Consider the following 25,495-nt stretch of genomic DNA (forward strand, 5'->3'; position numbering starts at 1 on the left):
CCTGGTTCACTTCTACATGAAAATATTGCATACATCTGACTGGCACTTAGGTCAGAGTTTTTTTACGAAAAGTCGCAAAGAAGAACATGCTGCTTTCCTCAAATGGCTTCTTCAACAAGTAGTAGCGCATCAAATAGATGCGATTATTGTCGCGGGCGATGTGTTTGACACGGGCACGCCGCCTAGCTATGCCAGAGAGCTATACCATGCGTTTATCGGTGAGCTACAAAGCAAGCAGTGTACATTGGTGGTACTGGGGGGAAATCACGACTCGGTGTCGGTGCTCAATGAAAGCAAGGCGCTACTGAAATACTTAAATAGCCATGTGATAGCCAGTACCTATGGCGAATTAAGTGAACAAGTGATCGCACTTAATGACCGCAAAGGACAGCCCAGAGCGGTACTGTGTGCCGTACCTTTTATTCGCCCGCGTGACGTTCTGATAAGTGAAGCAGGGCAGAGCGCGACCGATAAGCGCCAAGCGCTAGGCGATGCGATAAAGCAGCACTATGCGTCGCTGTATAATGAGGCCTTATCCCTGCGTACTTCGTTGGAAGAAGAACAAGGGAAAGAAGGCAGTGAAAATAGCGCAGCCATTCCTATCATTGCCACAGGGCACTTAACCGCCTTAGGCGTGAGTCAGTCTGAAAGTGTGCGTGACATTTACATTGGCACCCTTGAAGGTTTTGATGCCACTGGGTTTCCGCCCGCTGACTATATCGCATTAGGCCATATCCATAGGCCACAAAAAGTGGCAAAAACAGAGCATATTCGCTATTCAGGCTCGCCTATACCGCTAAGCTTTGACGAATTAAACACGCAAAAACAAGTGGTGCTAGTATCGTTTGATTCTGAAAGTACAACACCAATCATTTCAACGCTTCCAGTGCCCCGCTTCCAGGCTATGGAAGTGATAAAAGGCGACTTAAAAGCAATTGAGGAGGCCATTAATAAGAGCGAGGCCATAAGGTTTGCTTCCCAAATAGATGATGACGTAAATACCAAATCAGCGCCTTTGGCTAGCGATAAAGCTATGAGCACAAAGGATAAAGCCCTTAGCGCAGCCGACCAAGCCCATAGCGCAACTGAACAAACTTTTAGTGCTAAAGATCCCGTTTGGCTGTGTATTGAGGTTGAAACAGAAGACTATTTAACTGATTTGCAGCAGCGTATTCAGAGCTTATTAGAGGATAAAAACGCTGAAATTTTGCAATTAAAACGCAAGCGTAAGCGCACGGTAAATAGCTTAACGGAAAAGCAAAACGTGCAGCTAAGCGAACTGTCGGTAAACGAGGTATTTGAAGCGCGTTTGGCATTGGAGGCCATAAACGATGACCCGAGCCGTGAAACTGAAGATGCAGTATCAGAAAATGAAAGCTGCGCCGACGTCGCTGAAGATCCCGGTTCAGAGAAGACGCTTTCACGCATAAACCGGATAAGGCAGCTGTTCAATGAAGCGGTAGAGCGGGTGCATATCAATGATGAAGATGCTGAAGTGTTAGGTGAGACATCGAAATCAAACACAGCAGGGTATAATAGCGATAAAGCCTCTTCTCAGAATGAAAGCGACGTCTCACCTACAAGCACAGGCGAGTCGGAGCAAGATCAAGACAGGGTTCATAAGCAAGATCACAAAGGAAAAGGTGAATAGTACAATGAGAATATTGACCTTACGCCTTAAAAACTTAAACGCCCTGAAAGGGGAGTGGAAGATAGATTTCACCCAATCGCCGTTTATCGACAATGGCCTGTTTGCTATTACAGGCCCAACGGGGGCGGGTAAAACTACGCTGCTCGATGCAATTTGCTTAGCGCTTTATCACCAAACCCCTCGCTTAGGGCCAATTTCAACGTCAAACAACGACATCATGACCCGCGGCACGGCGGAGTGTTTGGCGGAAGTTGAGTTTGATATTAAGGGTAAAGCGTACCGCGCGTTTTGGAGTATGCGCCGCGCCAGAGGAAAAGTAGACGGTAACCTGCAAAGTGCCGATGTTGAGCTTGCGGAAGTGGAAAGCGGCAAGGTATTGGCTACTCAGGTTAGACCAAAAAGTGAAGAAATAGAGAAGCTGACCGGCCTTAATTTTGCCCGCTTTACTAAGTCTATGATGTTGTCGCAAGGCGACTTTGCTGCTTTTTTAAATGCTAATGAGTCCGACCGGGCTGAACTTTTAGAAGAGCTAACCGGCACCGAAATTTATGGTCAGATATCACAGGTAGTACATCAGCAATTTAGCGATGCTAAACAAAAGAAAAAAGAATTCGCGATAAAATTAGAAGGCGTAACTTTGCTAAGCGACGAGCAAATTACCCAGCTTGAAGAAGAGCAAGCCCAAACCAAAAGCCAAGTCGCAGCGTTTAATCAAACACTTGCTGAACTGCAAAAGCAGCAGCAGTGGCAGCATGCGTTTAACGCCAATGAGTTAGCGATTAAAGAAGCCAATGAAGCACAGCAGGCTTCGAATAACGCCATCAATGAGGCAAAGCAAGAACTTAATCTTCTAACCCAAAGTGAGCCCGCTGAAAAACTTCGTCTGCCGTTCTTACAGAGAAACGGGTTGCAGCAAGACCTAACACGGTACAAAGAAAAGCTTGGTGAAAAGACAGCTCAGCTTCCCGATTTAAAAACGCAAAAAGCACAGCTTAGTTCGGAAGTGAGTAAAGCTGAAAAAGCGCTACTTCATAAAAAGCAGCAAAGTAGTGAGCTTGAGAAGCGTATAAACGAGCAGGTTGTTCCGCTGGATAACAAAATAGCGCAGAACACCGCCGCTCAACAAAAAGCAAACGAACATGTCGCGAATTTAACGAGCTCAATAAACGCGCTAACACTAAAGCGCACAAAAATTGAAAATGCTTCGGTAGACAACAAGACAAAACTCGATGAACTGGAAGCCTACTTAAATGAACACCATTCACTGAGCGGTATAGCAGAGTTTATCAGCGGCTGGAGTGAAACGGCGCGCTATATTGAACATGATCAGAAGCAATTAGAAACACTGACACAAAGCGTAAAAAATGATCGTCACGCGCTTTCATCGCTTGATGACGTTATCGCAAAAACAAATGAGACGTTGAGCACGCTAACGCGAACTTTTGATGCTAAAAACGCGCAAGTTACCACGTGCGAGAAGGCGCTTGATGCCTCGTTGTGTGATGCGCTATCTGATTCCAGTACGGCCAGCGCTACCAGCAAAGCGAGTCTTCAGCAAGAGCGCGATAATAAGCTTCGCCACTGGGACAACCTAGTGCAAGCGGCACACGTTCAACAGCAATATTTAGCACTCGGTGAAGACAAGGTGTCGCTAAGTTCGCAAAAGGAAGGTTTAGCGAAACAGTTAGAACAGCAGCAATCTGACCGACAAGCCTTAGTCGACGCTTACAAGCAAACTCGCAGTAGTCTAAAAGACGTTGAGGCGCTTATTGCCCTAGATGCTGAAGTAGCCCATCTTCGCGCTCAGCTAAAAAGTGGCGAACCGTGCCCTGTGTGCGGGGCTAACGAGCACACCACGTCTAGCGTAACCATTGATGTGCCTGAAACTATTCAAAAGCGAGATAGCTTAAAGCAGCAGTTAGATGATATTGAGCAGAAAGGCGCGCAGGCAAAAGAAAGCGTTACACACACTGAATTGACCCTTACTCAGGTTAATAAGCAGCTAGAACATGCAATTGCGCAACGAGAAGCGTTGTTTGCAACGTGGCAGCAGGTTTCAAGCTTACTTAGTGCTGATATACCGAGCTTTGAACAGGTCGACATAAATATATCGCAAAGCGTTGCTCAGTTTACCGAGCAGTTTAAAAAACGGCTTGATGACATTGGCGCCCAGTTAACCCGCATAGAAGAGTGCGAGCAAGCCTTAAACGCCGCACTGCAGGCTAAAAATGAAGCGCAACAGGCATTACAAGGCAAGCAGTCAGAACTTGCAGTTACAATGCAGCAGCGCGAAACATTGGAAAAACAAATCACCGAACGCAATGTAGAGTTAGAGAATAAAACTAACGGTGTTAACGAAAGTATTGTAACACTTCGAGAGACCATGACGGCGCACGGTGCTGAAGTTCACAACATGCCTATTGATGGTATTGCTAAGTGGTTAAATGAAAAAGCCGAAGCGCTTAAAACCTATAAACACAATCATCAGCTGCACGGCAAACTTAAAAGTGAGCTGCAAGAGGTGGGTAGCACTTTGCTTGTACTCAATCGCGATATCGAAAGTGCTGGGAACCAGCTTAAGGGCGTATCCGAAGAGCTTATGCAGCTAGATAATAGCCTAAAGGCGCTGCGAGACTCGCGTTTAACCATATTCCCTGAAGGTAATATTGCAGAAGCGCGGAGTAAAGCAAGCGCCGCCCAAGTACAGGCCGAGCAAAACCTGAGTGAATGCCAATCTCGCCTGCACCAAACGGATACTATGTTGTCTCGGTTAGAAGCAGAAATTGCTCAGCTTGATGAGCAAATGCGCGAAAAAGAGCAGGCACTTTCAGAGGCAACAGAGCACTTTAACCGCCAGTTGGCGAGCAGTCCATTTGCCGATGAGCAAGCGTTCAGCAATGCGCTTTTAGACGAAGATACCCGCAACACCTTGCTTGAACTACAAAAGCGATTAACTCAGCAAAAACAACAGGCTGACCTTAAACTAGAAAACGCGCTAGCTACCCAACAATCGCTAAAAGCCCATGCTAATGCAGCGCAGTGGCAGAGCGAGTTAGAAGAGCACGGTGCACAGTGGCTCGATAGGAAAATTACCCAGCAAGCTCAGCAGCGTGACACGCTATTATCTTCTTTAGGGCAAATTGAACAGCAGTTAAGCGCCAATAACCGAGCACGAGAAAAACAGCAGCAGCTTGTGGACGAGATGGCCGAGTTCGAAGCCTACTACGATGATATTACTTACCTGCACTCGTTAATTGGTTCGGCAAGCGGCGATAAGTTCAGGCGTTTTGCCCAAGGGCTTACTTTGGACAACTTAGTGCAGCTTGCTAATCAGCAGCTTGATAAATTACACGGTCGCTACCAGCTAATGCGAAAAGAAAACGAAGGGTTAGGTTTAAGTGTATTAGACACCTGGCAAGGTGACGTAGTGAGAGATACCAAAACCTTGTCTGGCGGAGAGAGTTTCTTAGTGAGCCTCGCGCTGGCATTGGCGTTATCTGACCTGGTCAGTCACAAAACCAGTATCGATTCACTGTTTTTAGATGAAGGCTTTGGAACCTTGGATGCTGAAACCTTAGATGTGGCCCTTGATGCACTAGACAACTTAAATGCCAGTGGAAAAATGATTGGTGTGATCAGCCATATTGAAGCCATGAAAGAACGTATTCCTACTCAGCTTAAAGTGATTAAACGCAACGGTGTGGGCTTAAGTGCACTAGAAAAACCTTACGCGGTGGGGTAGCTAGTCACCGCTTTAATGTAAATTCTTATAAACGGCAAGCATACGGTAATTTGCGAGTAACTAAGGCTAAACAGGTTCATTTGTTGGGCGTAATACTTTATGGTGCGTCGTCAAAATAATGTCAGCAAAATAATAATGGACCAACATTTATGGATTCAACGTCACGCCCGAGCCTGTTTCAGCGCTACATGAATGGCAGTTTGGTACTGCAAATAATCATTGGTATCGTATGTGGTATTGCGATAGCGAGTTTTTCGCCATCGGCTGCCCAATCAGCAGGGCTGTTGGGTAACTTATTTGTAAAAGCCCTTAAAGCCATAGCGCCACTTTTGGTTTTCGTTTTAGTCATGGCGTCCATAGCCAACCATAAGCAAAACGAACAAACTTTTATAAAACCGGTGCTTGTGCTTTACCTTATAGGCACGTTACTGGCCGCGCTTACCGCCGTATTGGCAAGCTTTGCATTTCCCACAAGTTTAAGCTTAGTCACCTCAGACATTAGCCAAGCTGCGCCGAAAGGGGTCTCGGAAGTCCTTACCACGTTGCTTTACAACATGGTAGATAACCCCGTAAATGCGCTAGTAAACGGAAACTATATTGGCATTCTGACTTGGGCTGTAGGTCTAGGTTTAGGTCTTCGTCATGCTAGTGACGCAACGAAAGCGCTGCTGCAAAATATGGCAGATAGCGTAACAACCGTAGTGGGTTTTGTTATCAAACTCGCGCCCTTCGGTATTTTCGGTTTGGTAGCCAATACCATTGCCACAACGGGCTTTGAAGCATTACTTGGCTACTCTCATTTACTAACGGTACTTATTGGCGCGATGCTATTTATCGCCCTTGTGACTAATCCGTTGTTGGTATTTTTGGCAACGAAAAAGAATCCGTACCCTCTGGTGTTTAAATGCTTAAAAGAAAGCGGCATTACGGCATTTTTCACCCGTAGCTCTGCGGCGAATATTCCGGTAAACATGGCGCTATGCAAACGCTTAAAGCTTGATGAGGACACCTATTCGGTATCTATCCCGTTAGGCGCGACCATTAATATGGCTGGGGCTGCGATCACAATTACCGTGTTAACGCTAGCTGCGGTTAACACTTTAGGTATTTCCGTAGATTTTCCCACCGCTGTGCTGTTAAGCGTTATCGCAGCAGTATCGGCATGCGGAAGTTCAGGCGTTGCAGGTGGTTCGCTACTGCTTATTCCGCTTGCTTGTAGCCTGTTTAATATACCTAATGAAGTGGCTATGCAGGTAGTTGCGGTGGGCTTTATTGTTGGCGTACTGCAAGACTCTGCCGAAACAGCACTCAACAGCTCCACCGACGTTCTGTTTACCGCCGCTGCGTGTGAAAGGGCAAACGGTAAGTAAACGTAAAAGCGTTAAACATGTTAAGTGTGCGAACTTATTGCATCTACCGCTTCAAAAATTAGCCGTGCAGCCAGTTTTGCTGTGCGGCTATCAATATCATAATTGGGGTTCATTTCTGCAACGTCACACAGTCTCCACTGATACCCGTAAGTACTTTGTTGCTGTGCTAAAAAGTGCAGTGTGTTGATAACAAGCGTGGGGGAAATTCCCAACGCACTGGGCGCGCTAACGCCAGGTGCTTGTGCTGCTTGGAATGCATCTAAACATATGGTGACATAAAGCGCATCAATGTCTTTTAGCATCGGAGATAGCAGTTCATCTATTCGCTGCATACACAGCGACTCATCATTTAACGCCACATCGGTTAAATAACGGGTGTTAGACGCATTAGCAAAGTTAAATAGCGCCGGTGTATTGGCTGCTTTAGATACGCCCAAGCAAGTGTAATGAAACGGTATGTCGTGAAGCTGACAATGCTCGTACACTTGCCTAAATGGCGTACCTGAACTGCTGTTTGGAGATGGTTTTCTTAGGTCGAAGTGGGCGTCGAAATTAATGATACCAATGCGGACATTTGGGGATTTAGCCTTGAAAAGCCCTTGATAACTACCCCATGCGATTTCATGTCCCCCTCCCAGTCCAATGACTAATCCGTCATTTTGCTTGAGGGCATAGCTGATGGTTTCGGCATATTGGGTTTGTGCTTGGGCTAAGTTATCTTGGGCGGTAACATTCCCTAAATCCGCCAATGATTTGCCTGGCCAGTGCCAAGGCAAGTTTGCAAGCACATGGCGAATAGCGTTTGGACCAGCAGCTGCACCTACGCGGCCTTTGTTAAATGCCACACCCAAATCACTTTCAAAACCAACAAGGGTAACGAAGTCGGCTAACGCAGTTTCGCCGCCTGCCTCGATTTCGCTGACTTTTTGATGCCAGCGCAGACCTTCATTTCCATTTTCACTGTCTACTCTGCCTTCCCATTCAAACATGTTTACCTTCCTTATAAACCGCCACAGGGCGGTGGCCATTAATACAATAGGCAAGCTCAGCGGGCGTTTCGATATCCCAAAGCGTTAAGTCAGCAAGCTTGCCTGCTTCAATAACACCTCGGTCGTGCAGCCCGAGTGCACTCGCCGCGTGCATCGTAGCGCCGCGTAGCGCTTCTTCTGGCGTCAGTTGAAACAGCACACACCCCATATTTATCGCGGTAAGGATAGAGGCTAACGGCGAACTACCTGGATTAAAGTCAGTCGCTAAGGCCATGGGCACATTGTGCGCCCTTAGGGCACCTACCGGCGGCTTTTGCACTTCGCTTAAATAATAAAATGCGCCCGGTAACAGCACGGCAACGGTGCAACTTTGTGCAAGTAAAGGAATATCGCAGTCAGCTAAATATTCGATATGATCTACCGATAGTGCGCCGTACTTAGCTGCTAGAACTGCGCCTTTGCTGTCGCTAAGCTGCTCTACATGAGCTTTAATTGGCAGACCATGCTTTTGCGCACTGCTAAATACACGTTCTGTTTGTGAAGTAGAAAAACCGATGGTTTCACAAAATACATCAACGGCATCAGCTAAGTTTTGCGAAGCAATGTGAGGAAGTGCCTCTTCACAAATAAAATTGATATACCCGTCTGGGTCCTCAGCGTATTCGTTTGGTAGGGCGTGAGCGCCTAAATAGGTGGTTTGAATACTCACAGGAAGGTGCTGCTCAAGGGATTTAGCCACGCGCAACATGCGCACTTCAGTGTCTAAATCCAGCCCGTAACCTGATTTGACTTCAATGGTGGTAACACCTTCTTCGCACAGTCGCTTTGCTCGCTTTATCGCAGTGTGAAGCAGAGTTTGTTCGTCAGAGCCTCGCGTTTTTTCAACGGTACCTTTAATGCCACCGCCTCGTTGTGCAATGTCCACATAGCTTGCACCCTGTAAACGCATTTCAAATTCTTCAGCGCGGTTACCGCCGTAAACTAAATGAGTATGACAATCTATAAAACCAGGCAAAAGCCAGGGAAGTTTAGCTTTACCTCCTTCACTTTGTGGAATTAGGGTAGTGGCGTCTACGACGGTATTGGCTTGCTTAAGTACTTCGCCCAGTGAATCATCGCAGGGGATTAACGCAGCAATTTTGCCGGCTGTTATGGCAATAGCATGTGGCGGTAGTTCGCCATAAGGCAAGCCGTTGTCTTGCATAGATGCAATGCGAACATTGTAAATAAGCGTGTCGTACTGATAACCCATAACGTGATCCACTCTAAGTCGCTCTTTGCTTAACTCTCTGTCTAATTCTTTGTTTAGCTCTATCCAGAGTCACTACCGAACGTAGTGTAATTTTGAAGTTAGTGTACTTGTGCGTACTTGTATATACAAGTATGCTGTTAGCATACTATTAACAATTTAGTTGTGACTCCACGATATGCAACCTCGATACAGGGTAATTAAAGCGGCAATTTTAGATGCCATTGAAAACGGTGACATGAAGCCAGGCAGTCAGGTGCCCTCGGAAAATCAGCTAGCGCAACAACACAGTGTTAGCCGGATGACTGCGCGAAGAGCACTAAGTGAAATGGTGGACGAAGGCATTTTGATGCGTAGCCAAGGGATCGGCACTTTTGTGTCGGATAGTCGCCCTATGAGCTCAATGCTAGAAATTAAAAGTATTCGCGATGAAATTGAGCAGCGGGGCCACCGTTATACCAACGAAATTTTAGTATTGGAAACCGCGCCCGCCAGTGATGCCATTTCCCAGCGCTTGGCCGTCGATGTAGGTGCTCCCGTGTTTCACAGCATTATTGTACATTGCGAGAATAACTTACCTGTTCAGTACGAGGACAGGTGGGTTAACCCCGCATGGATAGACGATTACTTAAATAAAGACTTTAAAGCGCAAACCGCAAACTTTTATCTGAACCAAGTCGCGCCGCTTTCTCAAGCAGATAACAGTGTAGAGGCGGTGGTTGTTGAAAAAGATATTGCGCAGGCGCTATTAATCAAGCCCAAAGAACCATGCCTTAAAATTACACGACGGACATTCTCTCGAGTGCCAAATGCGGTAAATAACCATTTAAGTAACAGCGGCGAGTCGCTATCGGCTAAGACGAGCGCAAAAAACACATCAAGTGCTGTCGTGAGCTACGCCGTTCTCTATCACCCAGGTAGTCGATACCGTCTGGGAGGACACCTAGAGTTTTAAGTATTACTGCGCCGCGAGCGCCAATAACTCGCTACTTTTTAAAACAGATACTTCCTAATAAAAATATAAATTGGCAAGTCAAAAAATATGCCTAGGAGAAGTTTATGAAACGCCTCGACCCTACAAGAAATATTCGTGCCCCAAGAGGCAGTAAGCTCAATGCGAAGAGCTGGCAAACCGAAGCTCCGCTTCGCATGTTAATGAATAATTTGGATCCGGAAGTGGCAGAACATCCACAAAACTTGGTGGTTTACGGCGGTATTGGTCGAGCTGCCCGTGATTGGGCGTCGTACGATAAAATTGTTGAAGTACTCAAGCGCTTAAATACCGACGAAACGCTACTTATTCAATCAGGCAAACCGGTTGGCGTATTTCCCACTCATGAAAATGCGCCGCGAGTACTTATAGCTAACTCTAACCTTGTCCCTCACTGGGCAAACTGGGAGCACTTTAACGCGCTAGATAAAGCGGGTTTGATGATGTACGGGCAAATGACGGCAGGGTCGTGGATTTACATTGGCTCGCAGGGCATTGTTCAAGGCACGTATGAAACCTTTGTAAGTGTGGCGAAAACACATTTTGAAGGCAGGGCTGAAGGGCGCTGGATTTTGACTGGTGGCTTGGGCGGTATGGGCGGAGCACAGCCTTTAGCTGCAACCATGGCGGGTTTTTCAATGGTAGCTGTGGAGGTGGATGAAACTCGCATAGATTTCAGAATTCGCACGGGCTATTTGGACAAAAAGGCGCATTCGTTAGAAGAAGCCATGCAACTACTTGAGGAAGCCAAACAAGAAGGTAAACCAGTATCAATTGGCTTGCTCGGCAATGCTGCTGAAGTATTTCCCGATATGCTAGCAAAAGGGATCATCCCTGACGTAGTCACCGATCAAACCAGTGCCCACGACCCGCTTAACGGATATCTGCCGGTGGGATGGTCGCTTGATCAAGCCGAAGCGCAGCGTAAAAAAGATGAGGCGTGTGTTGTTAAACAAGCAAAACAGTCGATGGCGCTGCAAGTTAAAGCCATGCTTGGTTTCCAACAAGCTGGTGCCGCCACCCTCGATTACGGTAATAACATCAGGCAAATGGCACTAGAAGAGGGCATTGAACAAGCGTTCGATTTTCCGGGGTTTGTTCCTGCCTATATTCGACCGCTTTTTTGTCAGGGCATAGGGCCTTTTAGATGGGCGGCGTTGTCCGGTGATCCTGAAGATATTTATAAAACTGATGCCAAGGTTAAAGAGCTTATACCCGATAATGCGCATTTACATAACTGGCTAGATATGGCTAAAGAACGTATTCAGTTCCAGGGGCTTCCCGCGCGTATTTGCTGGGTGGGACTAGGAGAACGCCAAAAGCTAGGGTTAGCATTTAATGAAATGGTTCGAAGTGGTGAGCTTAGCGCGCCAGTCGTGATTGGTCGGGATCACCTTGATTCGGGCTCAGTGGCTTCACCGAATAGAGAAACCGAGGCCATGCTTGATGGGTCAGATGCTGTTTCAGACTGGCCGCTACTAAACGCCCTGTTAAACACTGCGGGTGGCGCAACCTGGGTGAGCCTTCATCATGGTGGTGGTGTAGGAATGGGCTTCAGCCAGCATTCGGGCGTTGTAATTGTTTGTGACGGCAGTGATGAAGCGGCCGAGCGTATAGCACGAGTACTCCATAATGATCCTGCCACAGGCGTGATGCGTCATGCCGATGCAGGCTACGACATAGCGAAAGACTGCGCTGCTGCGAACAACCTCGACCTTCCTATGATAGATTGTGCCGGTAGCACTCAGGAAGGGAGTGGTACAGGTCTAAATCAACACGCAGTTAAAGCTTCAGATAAAAGGTCTGACAAACGTTCAGGCGGGGAGGCATAATCATGTCACATTCGTCTTTCTTTACTGATAGCGCTGGCGTTAAGCAGTTAAACCTTGTACCAGGCACATTGACCCTTGAGCAATTAAGAGAAGTGCATAGAAATCATATCCACTTGTCGCTGGATGAAAGTGCAATACCCGCTATAAACGCCGCCGAGCAAGTTGTACTCAATGTTATTAAAGAGAACCGAACTGTTTATGGCATCAATACGGGCTTTGGTTTGTTGGCTAATACGCGTATTAATGTTGATGAGTTGGAGTTATTACAGCGCAGTATCGTGTTATCGCATGCGGCCGGTACGGGCGATTTTATGCAAGAAGATACTGTCCGCCTGCTCATGTTATTAAAAATTAACTCTTTGGCCAGGGGGTATTCAGGCATTCGGTTAAGTGTAATAGAAGCGCTGATTACTTTGTTTAATGCACAGGTTTATCCCGCCATTCCTGAAAAAGGTTCGGTCGGGGCCAGTGGAGACCTCGCACCGCTAGCCCATATGAGCGTGGTGCTGCTAGGAGAGGGGGAAGCCTTTTTCAAAGGATCGCGAATTAGTGCGGCTAAAGCACTCGAAATAGCAGGTATGCAGCCTATTGCCCTTGCGCCTAAAGAAGGATTGGCGTTACTAAACGGTACGCAAGCGTCGACAGCGTTTGCGCTTCAAGGATTGTTTTATACCGAAAATGCCCTTCATAGTGCTATTGGCATTGGTGCGCTAACAGTGGAGGCGGCTCTTGGTTCTCGCGTGCCGTTCGATGCACGGATCCATGAAGTTCGCGGTCATAAGAGTCAGTGCGATGTGGCTGCCGCCTTTAGATTTCTTCTTGATACATCAGAAATTGGAAATTCTCACCAGCGATGTGAAAAGGTACAAGACCCTTACTCTTTGCGTTGTCAGCCACAGGTTATGGGCGCCTGTTTACAGCAAATGCGCTATGCCAAAGATATTCTAGAGGTTGAAGCCAATGGTGTTAGCGACAACCCTCTGGTCTTCGTTGAAAGTGGCAGCGATACTGCCACGCCAGCGGGAGATATTTTATCCGGCGGAAATTTTCATGCAGAAACTGTGGCGATGGCGGCAGATATGTTAGCAATTGCACTTTCTGAAATTGGCGCGCTATCAGAGCGCAGAATGTCGCTTATGATAGATACCCATTTGAGCGGCCTACCGCCGTTTCTCGTTGAAAATGGCGGAGTAAATTCAGGGTTCATGATTGCTCAAGTAACCTGTGCGGCACTCGCTAGCGAGAATAAAACCTTGGCGCACCCTGCATCAATCGATTCTTTGCCAACGTCGGCGAATCAAGAAGACCATGTATCCATGGCAACGTTTGCGGCGCGAAGGTTAAGAGATATCTTTGATAACGTAGCAGGTATATTGGCCATTGAATGGTTGGCGGCCTGTCAGGGAGTAGGTTTCAGAAAGCCGCTTGCAACAAGCGAAAAGCTGCAGGTGCTGATGCAGCTATTAAGAGATCAAGTACCGTTTTACGATAAAGATCGCTATTTCGCGCCGGACATTGAAAAAGCAAAGCAACTGATTAAGCAATGCGACCTTATGGATAAGACACAGTTAAACCTGTTAGGCTAGAATGATCCAAGCTTGGTATTTCGAGTAAACACAATGCAGATCATAAATAAGGTAACGGTGGGAAAAGTATGAAAACAAATGGACGTTGGTTCAATTCGCAAGAGGTTCGTACTTCTATGAATGGCACTTTTGTGAAAAGCTCCCTATTGGGTTTACTCGCTGCTTCAGTATTTACTTTAGCGGGCTGTAGCGACAGTGAAGTGGGCGATGTATCGCTAGGGCTTTTTACTACAAAAGATATTAAAATTGACGCGCTTCAAGACCCTGTAGTGACTGGCGTAACCTGTCATATTTCAAGTATTGAAGCGAACCTGGATTTGTCAGACCCGTCAGACAGTTCTATCGCGTGCAGACAAACTGGCCCCATTACCGCTGAAATGCTAGAGGCTATTGATAAATCTGATTCAGGTGAAGTGATCTTCAAAAAATCAAAAAGCGTGTTTTTCAAAAACATGAAGCTTAGAAGAATTTACGATGCCGATTCAAAAACACTGATTTATCTGTCTTACAGCACCAAAGAAACATCGGGCAGCTACAAACATAGCTTGTCTACCGTGCCGCTATGGGAAACGCTCGCGTTTAAAAAGCCCGTCTAATTTAACAAATTGCACTGACATTGTGGTTTTGTCAGCGATACCTGCTACTTGTTGTTCTAGGTACTACCACCATGCTCTCACTAGAAGGCATGGTGGTATACAACCTTTGAATGTCGCTTACATTGGATACCCTATTGCCAATCAAGATACATTATTGCTAGCTGATGACCAGTAAGTCATAGGAGACTCTAATACGAACTAGAAGAAGCGGGTGTATACCAGCATTGCATTAAGTGATGTGTCATCATCGGTTAATGGGCTGTCGCTAATACTGTCGTCAAAGAATGTCGCACCTAGCTCTAAGCGCGTCATGCCTTTGAAGAACTGCCGTGTAGACACTGCAATACGAATTTCAGTATTCAAGGCCCCATCACCATTATAAGCGCTGCGAAATGCAGTGGCTTCTTCTGGGCGAACGCCGTAGTAGTAATCTACATAGCTACTATCTTGGTAGTTTACGCCTATGGATGGCTCTATCATATACTGGTCTATTCTAAACTGCTTGCCAATGCGGGCTGATGCTTGATACCCGTCAAACTTGCCTAATATATCCGCGTTGGTGGAAAGTGAATAAATCCAGCTACCGGTATTGTAATTAAGCCCTATGCCAGCGGCGTAGCTAAAATCTCTGTTTTCCATGCCGTTAAAAACTGCACTGTCGTCTTCTTCATAGCCTGCAAAAACAGGCACAAGTTGGGCGTCTAGCGTAAAACCGTCTTGCTGGAAGAGTTGATAGCCCACAAAGGGGCCGTATACGCGAAGTTTTTCGCCCGTGTAGCCAATGATAGGTATTGGAACAATACGGTTGTCGAAATCGGTATACACGTCTTGAGACGCCGCCACGCCAAAGCCCCACATCCAGCCTTGAGGCTGTTGTGCATTTGGCGGTTGTTGAGCAAAGGCGGCCGCGGATAGTAATAATGATGAAGACAGGCTTGCTATGCCTAAATACGAAGAGAATTTCATGGTTACATTTCCTTTTTTAAAACAATACAGTTCAGGCTCAAGCTTCGATCAATATGCCGCACGTATTTAAGTACATGTTTCATTGTTGTGTGCGTTTTCCTTCACGTACCTATTCGAAAGCGTATTTTAATAACGCTATGTCTTTGGCGAAATGATCTGAAACTCGCTCAATTAATTCATCGTTGTAGTAACGGCGGTAATCTTCTCTGTTTTCAGCCTTTCTTTTATGGGGAAGTGTTTGAGTGGAAAGCGCTAAATGTGTGCATATATGTTTAAAGTCATTCTCTAGCTGTTCGTAATGCCCGATAAAATCGGTAAGTAAATGTCCACTGAGGTCCACAAGATAATCAGTTTGAAGCTGAAGCGAGGTATCTATGTGGTACTGATAAGGGCGTTCTTTATCAAACTTCCATTTCATAAAGCTTTCAAAGTCGTCTCGCCCTTGCATCACAGCCGGGCGTTCGCGTTTTATATGATGAAAAGAACTCACCTGTAAATCCCATGGATTTCTTACAATGGCAAACTTATAAAGTTGATTGAAGTAATCTTCAGGCAGCATCTCTTTAGCAGCGACGATACGCGAATGCCGAGGAAAGCGACTTGCAATTTTGTGCCCCGTAAGCTGGCTCATTTTATTACAAATAAATTGAGGTAGCGCATAGCGATGGCCCCATCGATACTTTGAAAGCGCAGCGCGCACGCTGGTACCTCCAGTTTTAGCAATATGCACAAATAAAAATTGCTTACTGTGTGATAAGAGCATTCTATTCCCCAATACGTATTAGAAAAACTTGGCTATCGATACACTCGGGCATGTTATCGGCGTTCCAATCCGATAAGTATGGCGAGCATTTATTACAGTGAGATTTATACGCTCCTATGCCTTTTTAATAAGCGGCAAATAACTCGCTTCCAATATAATGTGAACCACTAATCCAAAAAGAGGTGAAAACTAGTACCTCAACCGCGTACTTGTTCCGAACCACAATGCTGGAAATGGTCATAAACCCTTAGTGGCAGAAAAATGGTCTTTTAAATCAAAAAAGAGTATTAAATTGATGAGCTTTGAAATAAGGAAGTGAAATGAAGTTTGTGACAAAGTTGAGCATATTTATAACGGTATTAGCGCTTGTATCAGGATGTGTTTCAAAAAGAGAAATAGACTCTCAAACGCGCATACCTCCTCAGCCTAACCGCGAAGAGGCAATAAAATCAGACGATAAAACGCCGGTTAAAGACGTCGAAGGTACTGATAATGAAGACAATGGAGAGACTGTCGATGCGCAAAAGCCCATTATAGGGCTTGTGATCAATGCTAAAAAATTCCCCACCCACACGCATATTGGTTCAACCAAGTTCAACAACTTCACGAAAGAATATAATTATGACTGGCAGCTGCATGACACGGTTTTTACTATATTTGAAAAAGCAATAGAGCAAGGCAATCGGTTTGATGTACTTGATATTTCATCTACCGTTCAAAGTACAGGAACGCTTGATTTCGTAAAGAGCGAAGATGGAAATATGGTCTTTAACAACAATTTAGCGTCGATGAGAAAGTCGCTTTTAGATAAGGGTATAACTCGCATTATAGTTATCAAAGAAGCGCCAACCGTTGCCATAACAGAGTGCGGTACTTATGGGTGTTCTGAACACAAAAGTAATGGTTTCGGCCTTTTCACTCGAAGCTTTTTAGGAACGGATTACTATGTTGCTTCAGCGAGTTTCGATGTAAGTATCGAGGGTTTAGACGAGCCGATAGAGCTTTCGGCACTTCCTGACTTTGCCCAGTATAACGATGATGAATTTAAAAATAAGCGTATTGAAGAATTCGAAACGCCCGTTGATTTCGATGACGTCACCAATAAAGAATTGGCGCCGATCAGAAGTACAATTGTTGATTACTTCGAAGGGCTAGCTAAAAAGGTTAGTATGAATCTTTCTCGCCAATAGGGCATTGAAAGTGTATTTGGATACAGCGTTAGCTTCGAAAAAGGGCACGTGTATGAATCACGTGCCCCTTAAATTTTGAACTGGCGGCGGCTTGTATCGTCACCTTGTTGTAAAAGCCCCTACGCGTTCTCTTTATGCGCTAAGAACTCTTCATAATTACCGTCGAAATGATTAAGCTGCTTATCCTTGATTTCGATAATTTGCGTCGCTAGCGATGAAACAAACTCGCGGTCGTGGCTTACAAAAATAACAGTACCGTCAAATTTATAAAGGGCATTGTTCAAGGCTTCAATCGATTCCATATCCATGTGGTTAGTAGGCTCATCCATAACTAACACGTTAATGTCTTCAAGCATTAATTTGCCGAACAACAACCGGTTCTTTTCACCACCAGAGCACACCTGAACGCGCTTGTTAAAATCGTCAGACGTGAACAACAAACGGCCTAACATGCCTTTGATTTGAAGGTCATCATGCTTAGGGCTGCGCCATTGGCTCATCCACTCAAACATTGTGATATCTTCTGCAAAGTACTTGGCGTTATCCTGTGGAATGTAGCCAATGGCAGCATTTTCTGCCCATTTAAAACTACCTGAGGTGGGTTCAATGTCGTTAACTAAACATTTTAGCAGCGTAGTTTTTCCAGCGCCGTTTTCACCAATAATAGCCAAACGCTGACCGGCTTCCAGAAGCAGGTTCGCATCATCAAAAAGCGGAAGGCCTGGATAGCTATGGCCTAACTTTTCAAGGGTGATAGCAAGGCGGTGAAGCTTTTTGTGTTGCTTGAAGACAATATATGGCTTGCGGCGGCTAGACGCTTTCACTTCCGCGAGTTCAATTTTCTCAAGGCGACGCGCACGAGACGTCGCTTGCTTGGCTTTTGAAGCGTTGGCAGAGAAGCGCGCTACGAAGCTCTGTAGCTCTTCAATTTCAGCTGACTTCTTCGCATTTTCAGCGTGAAGCTGCTCTTGAACTAGCATGGCAGCTTCGATGTAATCATCGTAGTTACCCGGATATACACGCAGTTCACCATAGTCGATATCAGCCATATGGGTACATACAGAATTAAGAAAGTGCCTGTCATGCGAAATGATAAGCATGGTCGACTTACGTTTGTTAAGTTCGTCTGCCAACCAACTGATGGTGTAGATATCCAAGTTGTTGGTCGGTTCGTCAAGAAGCAGAATGTCTGGTTCAGCAAACAGGGCTTGCGCTAAAAGCACGCGCACTTTCTTGCCTGGCGCGACTTCTTTCATCAAACCGAAATGATAGCTTTCGTCTATGCCCGCAGAGTTTAGGATATCGCCTGCGCGCGCTTCGGCAGTGTAACCGTCCATCTCTGCAAATTGGGTTTCAAGATCGGCAACTCGCATGCCGTCTTCTTCGCTCATATCCGCTTTGCTATAAATGGCGTCACGCTCTTGTTTAACTTCCCAAAGCTCGCGGTCGCCCATGATCACGGTATCGACAACGCTGAATTCTTCAAATGCAAATTGGTCCTGACTCAGAATACCCAGCTTAGTGCCGGGAGACAAAGAGACATTGCCGGAGGAGGGGGTAAGCTTACCGCTTAGAATTTTCATAAAGGTCGACTTGCCACAACCGTTCGCGCCGATAAGGCCGTATCGGTTGCCATTGCCGAACTTTGCGGAAATATTTTCAAATAATGGCTTAGAGCCAAACTGCATTGTAATGTTTGCGGTGGTAATCAAAACAGGTATCCAGGGGTAAAACGATGAGAAGAGATATTAGCGATCAGTAGAGTCGCTAATATTTAAAAGCGCGCGCACTATAAGGAATTGGAGGCGACATGTCGAGGGAATTTTGAACAGTTTTTAGTTCCCTTGGCGATACAAAGTTGCATACTCCATTTTCACTGCGCATCACGATACATAAGCACATAGGAAAATAATGCATAAACGTAAAAATTTTACCCATTGCTTGAGTAAGCAGCTTTAGATTTATTCTAACGGTAGATTTTTTAATAACGGCTGAGCTTGAGAATACGCGATAGCCAAGCCGTTAAATACAAGGCTTTATTGAGGCGAGAAAATAAAAAAAGAACGCACTTAATGGCACGGTCTAAAATTTGCTACTAACTTAAATTGAGATGAAAACGCAGAACGCAATCGCGCCTGTGAAGTCAGTGCGAAGTTTTATGGAACCGTGCGTTAACTGCACCAATGACGCAGTTAACACAATGAAAAATAAAACTGGGCATTTTTAAAAAGGAAAACCTATGAAGTACTTGAAAAAAATCGCAATTGGTTGCTTTTCAGCAACGGTTTTAATGTCTGGCAGCGTGCACGCAGAGGCAATTAGTTCAGATGCCGTTATGCAAACTCAAGTTGCTCAGTATAATAAAACCCAGCTGATTAACATGGTTAATCGCTCTGATGTACAGAGCAAACTGATTAGTTTGGGCGTTGATAGCAATGATGCTATTGCTAGAATTAATGCTATGACAGATAGCGAGATTGCACAGCTAAACGATGAAATAAACCAAGCGCCTGCGGGCGGGATTGTTGGGGCGGTACTTACTGTCCTTGCAGTGATTGCTATTTTAGACCTAGTTGGTGTAACCGATGTATATCCGTTTATTCGCCCAGTGAACAGCTAATTGAATGAATGGCATTATTAAGAAAGCCTGCTATCTTGCAGGCTTTTCACTTTTTCTTATTTTGACTGGTTGCCAGTCTACCCCGCAAGCTGATCAGTTACGACAAGAGGGGCTTGCCTCCTTACCTGAATCTCATACTATTCACACAGTTCCATTTTTTCCACAGGAGCAGTATTACTGTGGGCCTACTACGTTATCTGAGGTGTTTGGATATTACGGAAGAAATGTTTCTCCAGACGAAATAGCACCTAAGTTGTTTATTCCAAACAAGGAAGGAAGTTTACAACTAGAAATGGTTACGGCCACGCGTCAGTATGGTCTTTTGCCATACACTGAACGCGGAACACTTTCTTCTTTACTGCAGTTTGTTAAAGACGACATACCGGTTGTCGTTTTCCAGAATTTATCTATACAGCTACTCCCTCAATGGCATTATGCCGTTGTTATCGGATTCGATAGTGAGAAAGGCTCAGTAACATTACATACTGGTGTAACGCCAAACCATGAAATGTCTCTAGAATTGTTTGAAAGAACGTGGGGGAGGGAAAATTATTGGTATTTGACGCCTGTACCTCCTGGAGTAACGTCGTCTGAGATGACGCCATTTACGTATGTAAGCGCTGCCTACGATATGCTAAAAGTTGGCGATAAAGAGCAGGCATTAGCTTTCTTAGAAACTGCGACAAATCAATGGCCAGATTATTGGTTGAGTTATTTTTTAGTTGCAAATCACTATCTTTCTGCTGATGAAGATGAAGCCGTACGTTGGTTTGAAAAAGGCTACAACGCGGGGAAAACGCAAAATGCTTATGTTCACAACTATATATTGGCTTTGAGGAAAAGCGGTGCAAGTGCAAAGGCCGACACGATTTTAACAGAGGCATTAGTGCAGTTCCCCAATGACGAAAAACTTATAGCTTTAAAGCGATCATAACAACTGTTGAGGTCGAACCACTCACTGCTAATGTACGGTTCCATTAGACAAAATTTGGTCTACTATTAAACCACGGTAGTAGGTTTCGTTTCGACTATGCAAAAGTATTTAAGCACTTCTTTTATTAATTATGATAACGGCATTGTTGTGTCGGAACTGCATGGCATTTTTAATCAGAAAAGCGCTGAAGAGTATCAAAAAGCACTTTTTTCATTAGTTATGAGCCTAAACAATCAGCCTTTTGCGCTGCTCGCTGACATCAGTAGTGTAGAAGGTGCTACGCCAGAAGCTTTCGATATTGTAAAACGCATTATTAATCGTCTGCCTGAATTCGGTTTGGTCGCCAAGGCTTATGTGTATAAAGGGCCAGTGATCAAAGGGATGATGTTTCAGCGAATTCCAGAGCTTAAGCAATTGGAATATTCCTTTTTTACCAACCGTAATACGGCCTCCGATTGGCTTACCAAAGAATATCAACGACAGATTAGTTCTCACTCCTAAAGAACATTTGGTGTAAGTCTTGCGTAAACATTAGTTCATGAAAAGCACAACACCTTGATAGGAGCCCTCACCAGTGAACAACATCAGTATTTTCGATAACGAGCAAACAGTTGCGATACTGGGGCTAGTTGGTGTTGTTATTGTGCTTTTCGCCATCAAGCGACTCATATTGGTGCGTTTGAAGGCAAAGGCGCGTTCAGAAACAAGCAGTATGTCAGATATATATCGGGTGCTCGTACTGTCTTTAAACGCGCCTTTAAACCTACTAATTTTAATTATTCTTGCACAGTTAGTTAAAAGCATCATTGCGATCTTTGGGGTTGAAAGCGAAGCGTCTATAAAAGCGCTTGATACGGCCATTGATGCTGGATTGATAATCACGCTAGTTCTCTTTTTCGAGAGATTTGTTACTTATTCACTGAAACGCTATCGTGATCAGTCGACTATTGTGAAAAATACCAGTGCTATCGCAGGTGGTGCTGTACGTGCTGTATTTGCCATATTAGCCATTCTCATTATTTTAAGCACCATGGGGGTGTCGGTAACGCCTGTGGTGGCGTCGCTGGGTATCACCTCTTTAGCGGTAGCCTTAGCACTTCAACCCACGTTAGAAAACTTCTTCTCAGGCATTCAACTTGTTATGGATAAGCCTATTCGCATCGGTGATTTCATAGAATTAGATTCAGGGGAGCAAGGGTTTGTTGAAAAAATAGGATGGCGCTCAACGTGGGTCAGAATGCTGCCCAATAATATTGTTATTATGCCTAACAGTAAGTTATCTAACTCGAAGTTAATTAACTATTACTATCCTGAGCGGGAATTGTCGGTGCCGGTCGAGGTCGGCGTGCACTACAGTTCAGATTTAGATCACGTGGAAAAGGTATGTTTAGACGTTGCCAATACTATTTTAAAAGAGCATGAGTACGGGGTAGATACCTTTAAACCCTTTGTGTTGTTTCATACCTTTGATAACTCAAGCATAAATTTAACGGTGATGTTGAGAACCCGTGAATACTTTAATCGATTCTTTATCAAAAGCGCGTTTATCAAAATGCTGAAAAAGCGTTTTGACGAAGAGGGTATTGTCATTCCATTCCCAATTACTGCCGTCAATATTGAGCAGGAAGGCGCCGCTAATTTCTTGTCGACAGCACATGAGCAAGGAAGGCCGCAAGGCTGAGCAGAGGTAATGACGTCAACGTAGCGCTTTGTGAATTACCGATTCGTACCGAATTATGTCATCGATGAGAGTTAATAACCGCTGAGCATAAAAAAGCCACGTTTAAAAACGTGGCTTTAATGCGTTTACTCTTTCCTACTGCTAGCGAATTAGAAAGTGTAGCGTGCTGAAACACCTAGCAGGTCTACATCATCAGCGATGACATAAGTTGCTCCGAATGAAAACTGCGGCGTAAAGAAATAGTCTGCGCCAATTTCAAAGGCAGTATCATCTTCTTCAATGTCGATATAACGAATAGCACCGCGCAATTCGAATTGCTCAGTAAGCATTGAACGAATACCTGCGGTAACGCCGTAACCGTTATCGTCTTCACCAGAAATGCCGTCTAGTTCTACATCTAAATTGACGTACTCATAAGTAACTTCGCCAAAAAAGTCTGTATTAGCGGTTAATCCATAACGGTAACCAATACCAGCTGAAGCATAATCTAAATCGATATCAACCCCAGCAACATCTTCACCAAGCTGACCGTAACGACCAGTAAGATATACGCTTTCGTTCAGAGATTTAAAGCCTTGAATTTGAAAGCCCGTTGGCTCGAAGTCGCCTGCGTCTTCAATGTCTGCTTGTACATATCCAGCTTTAACGAAGTCATAAGAAGGCGAAGCTGCGAAAGCATTTAAAGAGAGCGCGCCAAGAATACTGGCGATAATAGTACGTTTCATTGTTTCTAATATCCTTTTAACAATCATAACTTCCAACCACTTTTGGAAGCAACATCAATATGGGGATCAATTTAGGAAATCAAATGATAACGAATAAACACTTTGAAACAGGTACTCGTGAGGGCAAGAAAATTTTTACGGGTGTAGTTATTCTTTTTTCAATGATAAACAGATAAGGATACTAGCAAGGCTCAGTGCGGATGTGGTGTAGGCAAAAGAAGCTGTAGGATCTATTTTAAAAAGGGTTACCGCGTAAGCACCAATCGCAGCTCCTGTAAGATGAAAAAAGCCGGTCAATGCTGCTAAAAAGCCAGCAGAGGTACCAGAAAAACCAAGAATAATAGTGACACTGCACGGCATTGCTATGCCAATAAAAAAGAAAACAATGTAGCTGAACCCCAATACTATTGCTAAAGCATTTAGGTTCAGCTGCACAGCGAGAAACCAAAATACAAGCGACAGCACGAATATAGATAGGCTGGATAGTCGAAACTTCTGCAACACAGGAGTGGCTACCAAACGAATATTCATCACGCTGCCTAATACGAAGGATAGGGTTGCAAATAGCGAGTAGATTGAAAACATTGTTTTACTTAAACCGAACTGCTCCATCACCATAGAGGGCGCGGCCGTGATAAAGCTAAACACAATGCCATAAAGAAGCCCGCTCGCCATACCTACCGCGGCAATTTTTATAATTGATGCTTTGATAAGAACTAGTGTCTCGCTTAATACATTTTTTGAGCTAGAAGGAATATATTGCGCAACGGTAGACATTACCGATAAAAGCAGTAAAAGCGCTACCGCACCCATCATCAAAACGAAGTAAAAGATGGCAGTAGTACTGAAAGACTCACCAATCATCGTGCCCACGAGTGGAGCGATGGCAGGGGCAACAGCGAATGCAATATTAGTTAACGAGAGTGAGGTATTTAGCTGTTGTTCAGAAAATATCTGCCTCGATAAACCGCGGGACACAGACACACCTACACCGCCGCCAAGGCCTTGGATGATACGCCCAATAAGAAAGGTTTTTTCAGTGTCGGCGAAAACTAGCATAATCGTTCCTGCGCCGAACACCAAAATGCCGCACAGCAAAAGTTTTTGCTTGTTGACATAATCGCAGACGATACCAAAGACAAGCTGTGACATAGAGAAGGCGACAAGAAAAATAGCAATGCTCTTTTCTATAACGCCAACGCGACTGTTATACATTACCGCTAAATCGTAAAAAAATGGGCTATAAATACTCGTGGAAACTTGGCCCAATATAGAAAGTATGATGAAGGTGCCAGTTAGCAGATAGAAGGTATTGGAAGGCATTGACGACTTCATTAAATGACTAACCAGTATTTAAGTAATGAGTAAGGCAAATGCTACAGAGGTGATGTGACAGTTTCAATAAAGGCTAATTGCTATAGAAGCTAATACGTTATCGGTGAAACAATGTTGATTAACGTTGGTCAAAAATAATGAATTTGGACACTGCTTCGTGAAGAAAATGGTGGCCCACCCTCACCTGAATAAGGGTGGTAATATCTTGATTTTATTTGATAATGTTTTTTGCTTTTGTTGGTGGTGTTACATTCAGTGTTACATGGGGTTCTCGCTGGAAAGATGCCATTTTGTTCTAACTAGAAAAAAACTGTATTACTGCGAACGCTATAAAGAGTGGCTTAACCCATCCCCATAAAGTCAATATCTCTAACGAAGCCTTATCAACAGCAAGCCTAAGAAAGAGTAAGCCAAGAACCCATGAAAGGAACAGTGTTGCACAGAAAGCCAGACCTCCTACTTTCCAATCTTCGTTAATTCCTAAGTAAATCGCGGGTGCAAATAAAAAAAACACACCCCAAAAGTTTTGTACTAACCCCATTGGAAACAATCCCTGTTTTGTTGTTGGATATTTAACCTATCAAATTGTGCTATAGAAAAGCAAGCTCGAAGGCTTTATATTTACTACTTGTAAAGCTACTAAATGTTTATCATGAATAAAGTTTTCTGAAGCTCTTTATAGATATTGAGTTTTATTGAGTAGGAGTGTTATCGGATTGCGTTAGTGTTTCAATGTCAAGTTTTGACAAGTTCTAGAGTGTTAGGTTTTATCAGGTTAGTGCTTTGTTAGTGTTGGTTTGGATCAGGCTAGTAGCCTCGCCCTTTCATCACCCTTACCGTTTTCTTATCCTTGGTCACTACTCAACATTGATATTGATTCTTGCGCCTCTCTGAGCAAACTTACCGCTGTTTCTAGAGAGACAATAACATCTAGTGACGGGACTCTTATCGGACCTCTCTCGTCATTGTCTGGGATAGACAAGGCCAATAGATTGCATAAAATAACCTCTGCCCTGTCTATTGATGTAATGGCCTGTGTGGTTTCTTCCATAGAACCTACCAAGTTTAGAACAAGCGTCTTATTAGTCTGCGCCACAGTGACTCAGGCTTTGCTGCTTCTTTGTTCTGGCATTTCACTTTTTCACTGCGCCTTGATGCAACTACGGTAACGCCTTTGTAAGTAGCGATTGTTTTCCCACCCCCAACGCGCATACACATGAAGTCATCGTCTTTATCATCTTCCATAATCCACCAGCCTTAATTTTATAATGCTAT

General features: G+C 44.7%; 21 protein-coding genes. 12 read left to right on the plus strand and 9 right to left on the minus strand.

Annotated features, from left to right (window positions below; genetic code table 11):
• The first annotated feature begins 16 nt into the window (after positions 1 to 16).
• The 3 genes from sbcD to sstT all read left to right on the plus strand — a co-directional run bounded on the left by sbcD (position 17) and on the right by sstT (position 6,763).
• The gene (sbcD, locus tag JC525_RS03645; protein ID WP_198814567.1) at positions 17 to 1,651 is read left to right on the plus strand and encodes an exonuclease subunit SbcD; all 1,635 of its coding nucleotides are present in this window, start codon (positions 17 to 19) and stop codon (positions 1,649 to 1,651) included.
• 4 nt (positions 1,652 to 1,655) lie between these two features.
• Positions 1,656 to 5,393, plus strand: coding sequence for an AAA family ATPase (locus JC525_RS03650; protein WP_198814568.1), 3,738 nt, complete (start codon positions 1,656 to 1,658; stop codon positions 5,391 to 5,393).
• Positions 5,394 to 5,542: 149 nt separating this feature from the next.
• Positions 5,543 to 6,763 (plus strand): serine/threonine transporter SstT, encoded by a 1,221-nt coding sequence (gene sstT / locus JC525_RS03655; RefSeq protein ID WP_198814569.1) that lies wholly within the window; start codon positions 5,543 to 5,545, stop codon positions 6,761 to 6,763.
• Between the two features lie 20 nt (positions 6,764 to 6,783).
• Here the strand turns inward: sstT and hutG are convergent, their stop codons facing one another.
• Both hutG and hutI read right to left on the minus strand, forming a co-directional pair.
• Positions 6,784 to 7,752 carry a formimidoylglutamase gene (hutG, locus tag JC525_RS03660; RefSeq protein ID WP_198814570.1) on the minus strand — a complete coding sequence of 323 codons (969 nt, stop codon included), beginning with the start codon at positions 7,750 to 7,752 and terminating at the stop codon, positions 6,784 to 6,786.
• Complete coding sequence (hutI, locus tag JC525_RS03665) at positions 7,745 to 9,004, minus strand: imidazolonepropionase (RefSeq protein WP_198814651.1); 1,260 nt, start codon at positions 9,002 to 9,004, stop codon at positions 7,745 to 7,747. The genes hutG and hutI overlap by 8 nt, the downstream gene beginning before the upstream one ends.
• 175 nt (positions 9,005 to 9,179) lie before the next feature.
• On the opposite strand from hutI, the gene JC525_RS03670 reads away from it, so the two are divergent.
• The 4 genes from JC525_RS03670 to JC525_RS03685 all read left to right on the plus strand — a co-directional run bounded on the left by JC525_RS03670 (position 9,180) and on the right by JC525_RS03685 (position 14,006).
• Complete coding sequence (locus JC525_RS03670; RefSeq protein ID WP_198814571.1) at positions 9,180 to 9,956, plus strand: UTRA domain-containing protein; 777 nt, start codon at positions 9,180 to 9,182, stop codon at positions 9,954 to 9,956.
• Between the two features lie 104 nt (positions 9,957 to 10,060).
• Positions 10,061 to 11,824 carry a urocanate hydratase gene (gene hutU / locus JC525_RS03675; RefSeq protein ID WP_233094955.1) on the plus strand — a complete coding sequence of 588 codons (1,764 nt, stop codon included), beginning with the start codon at positions 10,061 to 10,063 and terminating at the stop codon, positions 11,822 to 11,824.
• Between the two features lie 2 nt (positions 11,825 to 11,826).
• Positions 11,827 to 13,410, plus strand: coding sequence for a histidine ammonia-lyase (hutH, locus tag JC525_RS03680; protein WP_198814572.1), 1,584 nt, complete (start codon positions 11,827 to 11,829; stop codon positions 13,408 to 13,410).
• A gap of 116 nt (positions 13,411 to 13,526) precedes the next feature.
• On the plus strand, positions 13,527 to 14,006 hold the full coding sequence (locus tag JC525_RS03685) for a CreA family protein (protein WP_198814652.1): 480 nt from the start codon (positions 13,527 to 13,529) through the stop codon (positions 14,004 to 14,006).
• 198 nt (positions 14,007 to 14,204) lie between these two features.
• Here JC525_RS03685 and JC525_RS03690 read toward each other — a convergent pair whose 3' ends face one another.
• Positions 14,205 to 14,972, minus strand: coding sequence for a MipA/OmpV family protein (locus JC525_RS03690; protein ID WP_198814573.1), 768 nt, complete (start codon positions 14,970 to 14,972; stop codon positions 14,205 to 14,207).
• Positions 14,973 to 15,081: 109 nt separating this feature from the next.
• The gene (locus tag JC525_RS03695; protein ID WP_198814574.1) at positions 15,082 to 15,735 is read right to left on the minus strand and encodes a sulfotransferase family 2 domain-containing protein; all 654 of its coding nucleotides are present in this window, start codon (positions 15,733 to 15,735) and stop codon (positions 15,082 to 15,084) included.
• A 320-nt stretch (positions 15,736 to 16,055) separates the two neighbouring features.
• Here JC525_RS03695 and JC525_RS03700 point away from each other — a divergent pair, with 320 nt between their 5' ends.
• Positions 16,056 to 16,925, plus strand: coding sequence for a hypothetical protein (locus JC525_RS03700; protein WP_198814575.1), 870 nt, complete (start codon positions 16,056 to 16,058; stop codon positions 16,923 to 16,925).
• Positions 16,926 to 17,044: 119 nt separating this feature from the next.
• Here the strand turns inward: JC525_RS03700 and JC525_RS03705 are convergent, their stop codons facing one another.
• Positions 17,045 to 18,637, minus strand: coding sequence for an ABC-F family ATPase (locus JC525_RS03705; protein ID WP_198814576.1), 1,593 nt, complete (start codon positions 18,635 to 18,637; stop codon positions 17,045 to 17,047).
• Positions 18,638 to 19,164: 527 nt separating this feature from the next.
• Here JC525_RS03705 and JC525_RS03710 point away from each other — a divergent pair.
• The 4 genes from JC525_RS03710 (at position 19,165) to JC525_RS03725 (ending at position 22,160) form a co-directional block, all read left to right on the plus strand.
• On the plus strand, positions 19,165 to 19,545 hold the full coding sequence (locus JC525_RS03710) for a PA2779 family protein (RefSeq protein WP_159118486.1): 381 nt from the start codon (positions 19,165 to 19,167) through the stop codon (positions 19,543 to 19,545).
• Between the two features lie 4 nt (positions 19,546 to 19,549).
• Positions 19,550 to 20,479: a PA2778 family cysteine peptidase gene (locus JC525_RS03715; protein WP_198814577.1), complete on the plus strand. Its 930-nt coding sequence runs from the start codon at positions 19,550 to 19,552 to the stop codon at positions 20,477 to 20,479.
• Positions 20,480 to 20,575: 96 nt separating this feature from the next.
• On the plus strand, positions 20,576 to 20,980 hold the full coding sequence (locus JC525_RS03720) for a hypothetical protein (RefSeq protein ID WP_198814578.1): 405 nt from the start codon (positions 20,576 to 20,578) through the stop codon (positions 20,978 to 20,980).
• A gap of 73 nt (positions 20,981 to 21,053) precedes the next feature.
• On the plus strand, positions 21,054 to 22,160 hold the full coding sequence (locus tag JC525_RS03725; protein WP_198814579.1) for a mechanosensitive ion channel family protein: 1,107 nt from the start codon (positions 21,054 to 21,056) through the stop codon (positions 22,158 to 22,160).
• A gap of 149 nt (positions 22,161 to 22,309) precedes the next feature.
• Here JC525_RS03725 and JC525_RS03730 read toward each other — a convergent pair whose 3' ends face one another.
• The 4 genes from JC525_RS03730 to JC525_RS03745 form a co-directional block, all read right to left on the minus strand.
• Positions 22,310 to 22,885 (minus strand): outer membrane beta-barrel protein, encoded by a 576-nt coding sequence (locus JC525_RS03730; protein WP_198814580.1) that lies wholly within the window; start codon positions 22,883 to 22,885, stop codon positions 22,310 to 22,312.
• A 147-nt stretch (positions 22,886 to 23,032) separates the two neighbouring features.
• Entirely contained in the window at positions 23,033 to 24,208 is a 1,176-nt protein-coding gene (locus JC525_RS03735; RefSeq protein ID WP_233094956.1) for an MFS transporter, read from the minus strand.
• 856 nt (positions 24,209 to 25,064) lie between these two features.
• Positions 25,065 to 25,271 carry a hypothetical protein gene (locus tag JC525_RS03740; RefSeq protein ID WP_198814582.1) on the minus strand — a complete coding sequence of 69 codons (207 nt, stop codon included), beginning with the start codon at positions 25,269 to 25,271 and terminating at the stop codon, positions 25,065 to 25,067.
• 14 nt (positions 25,272 to 25,285) lie between these two features.
• Positions 25,286 to 25,465, minus strand: a complete 180-nt coding sequence (locus JC525_RS03745) for a hypothetical protein (protein WP_198814583.1) — start codon at positions 25,463 to 25,465, stop codon at positions 25,286 to 25,288.
• Positions 25,466 to 25,495 lie beyond the last annotated feature (30 nt).

This window comes from Alteromonas sp. IB21 (assembly GCF_016405965.1).
Lineage (GTDB): Bacteria > Pseudomonadota > Gammaproteobacteria > Enterobacterales > Alteromonadaceae > Alteromonas.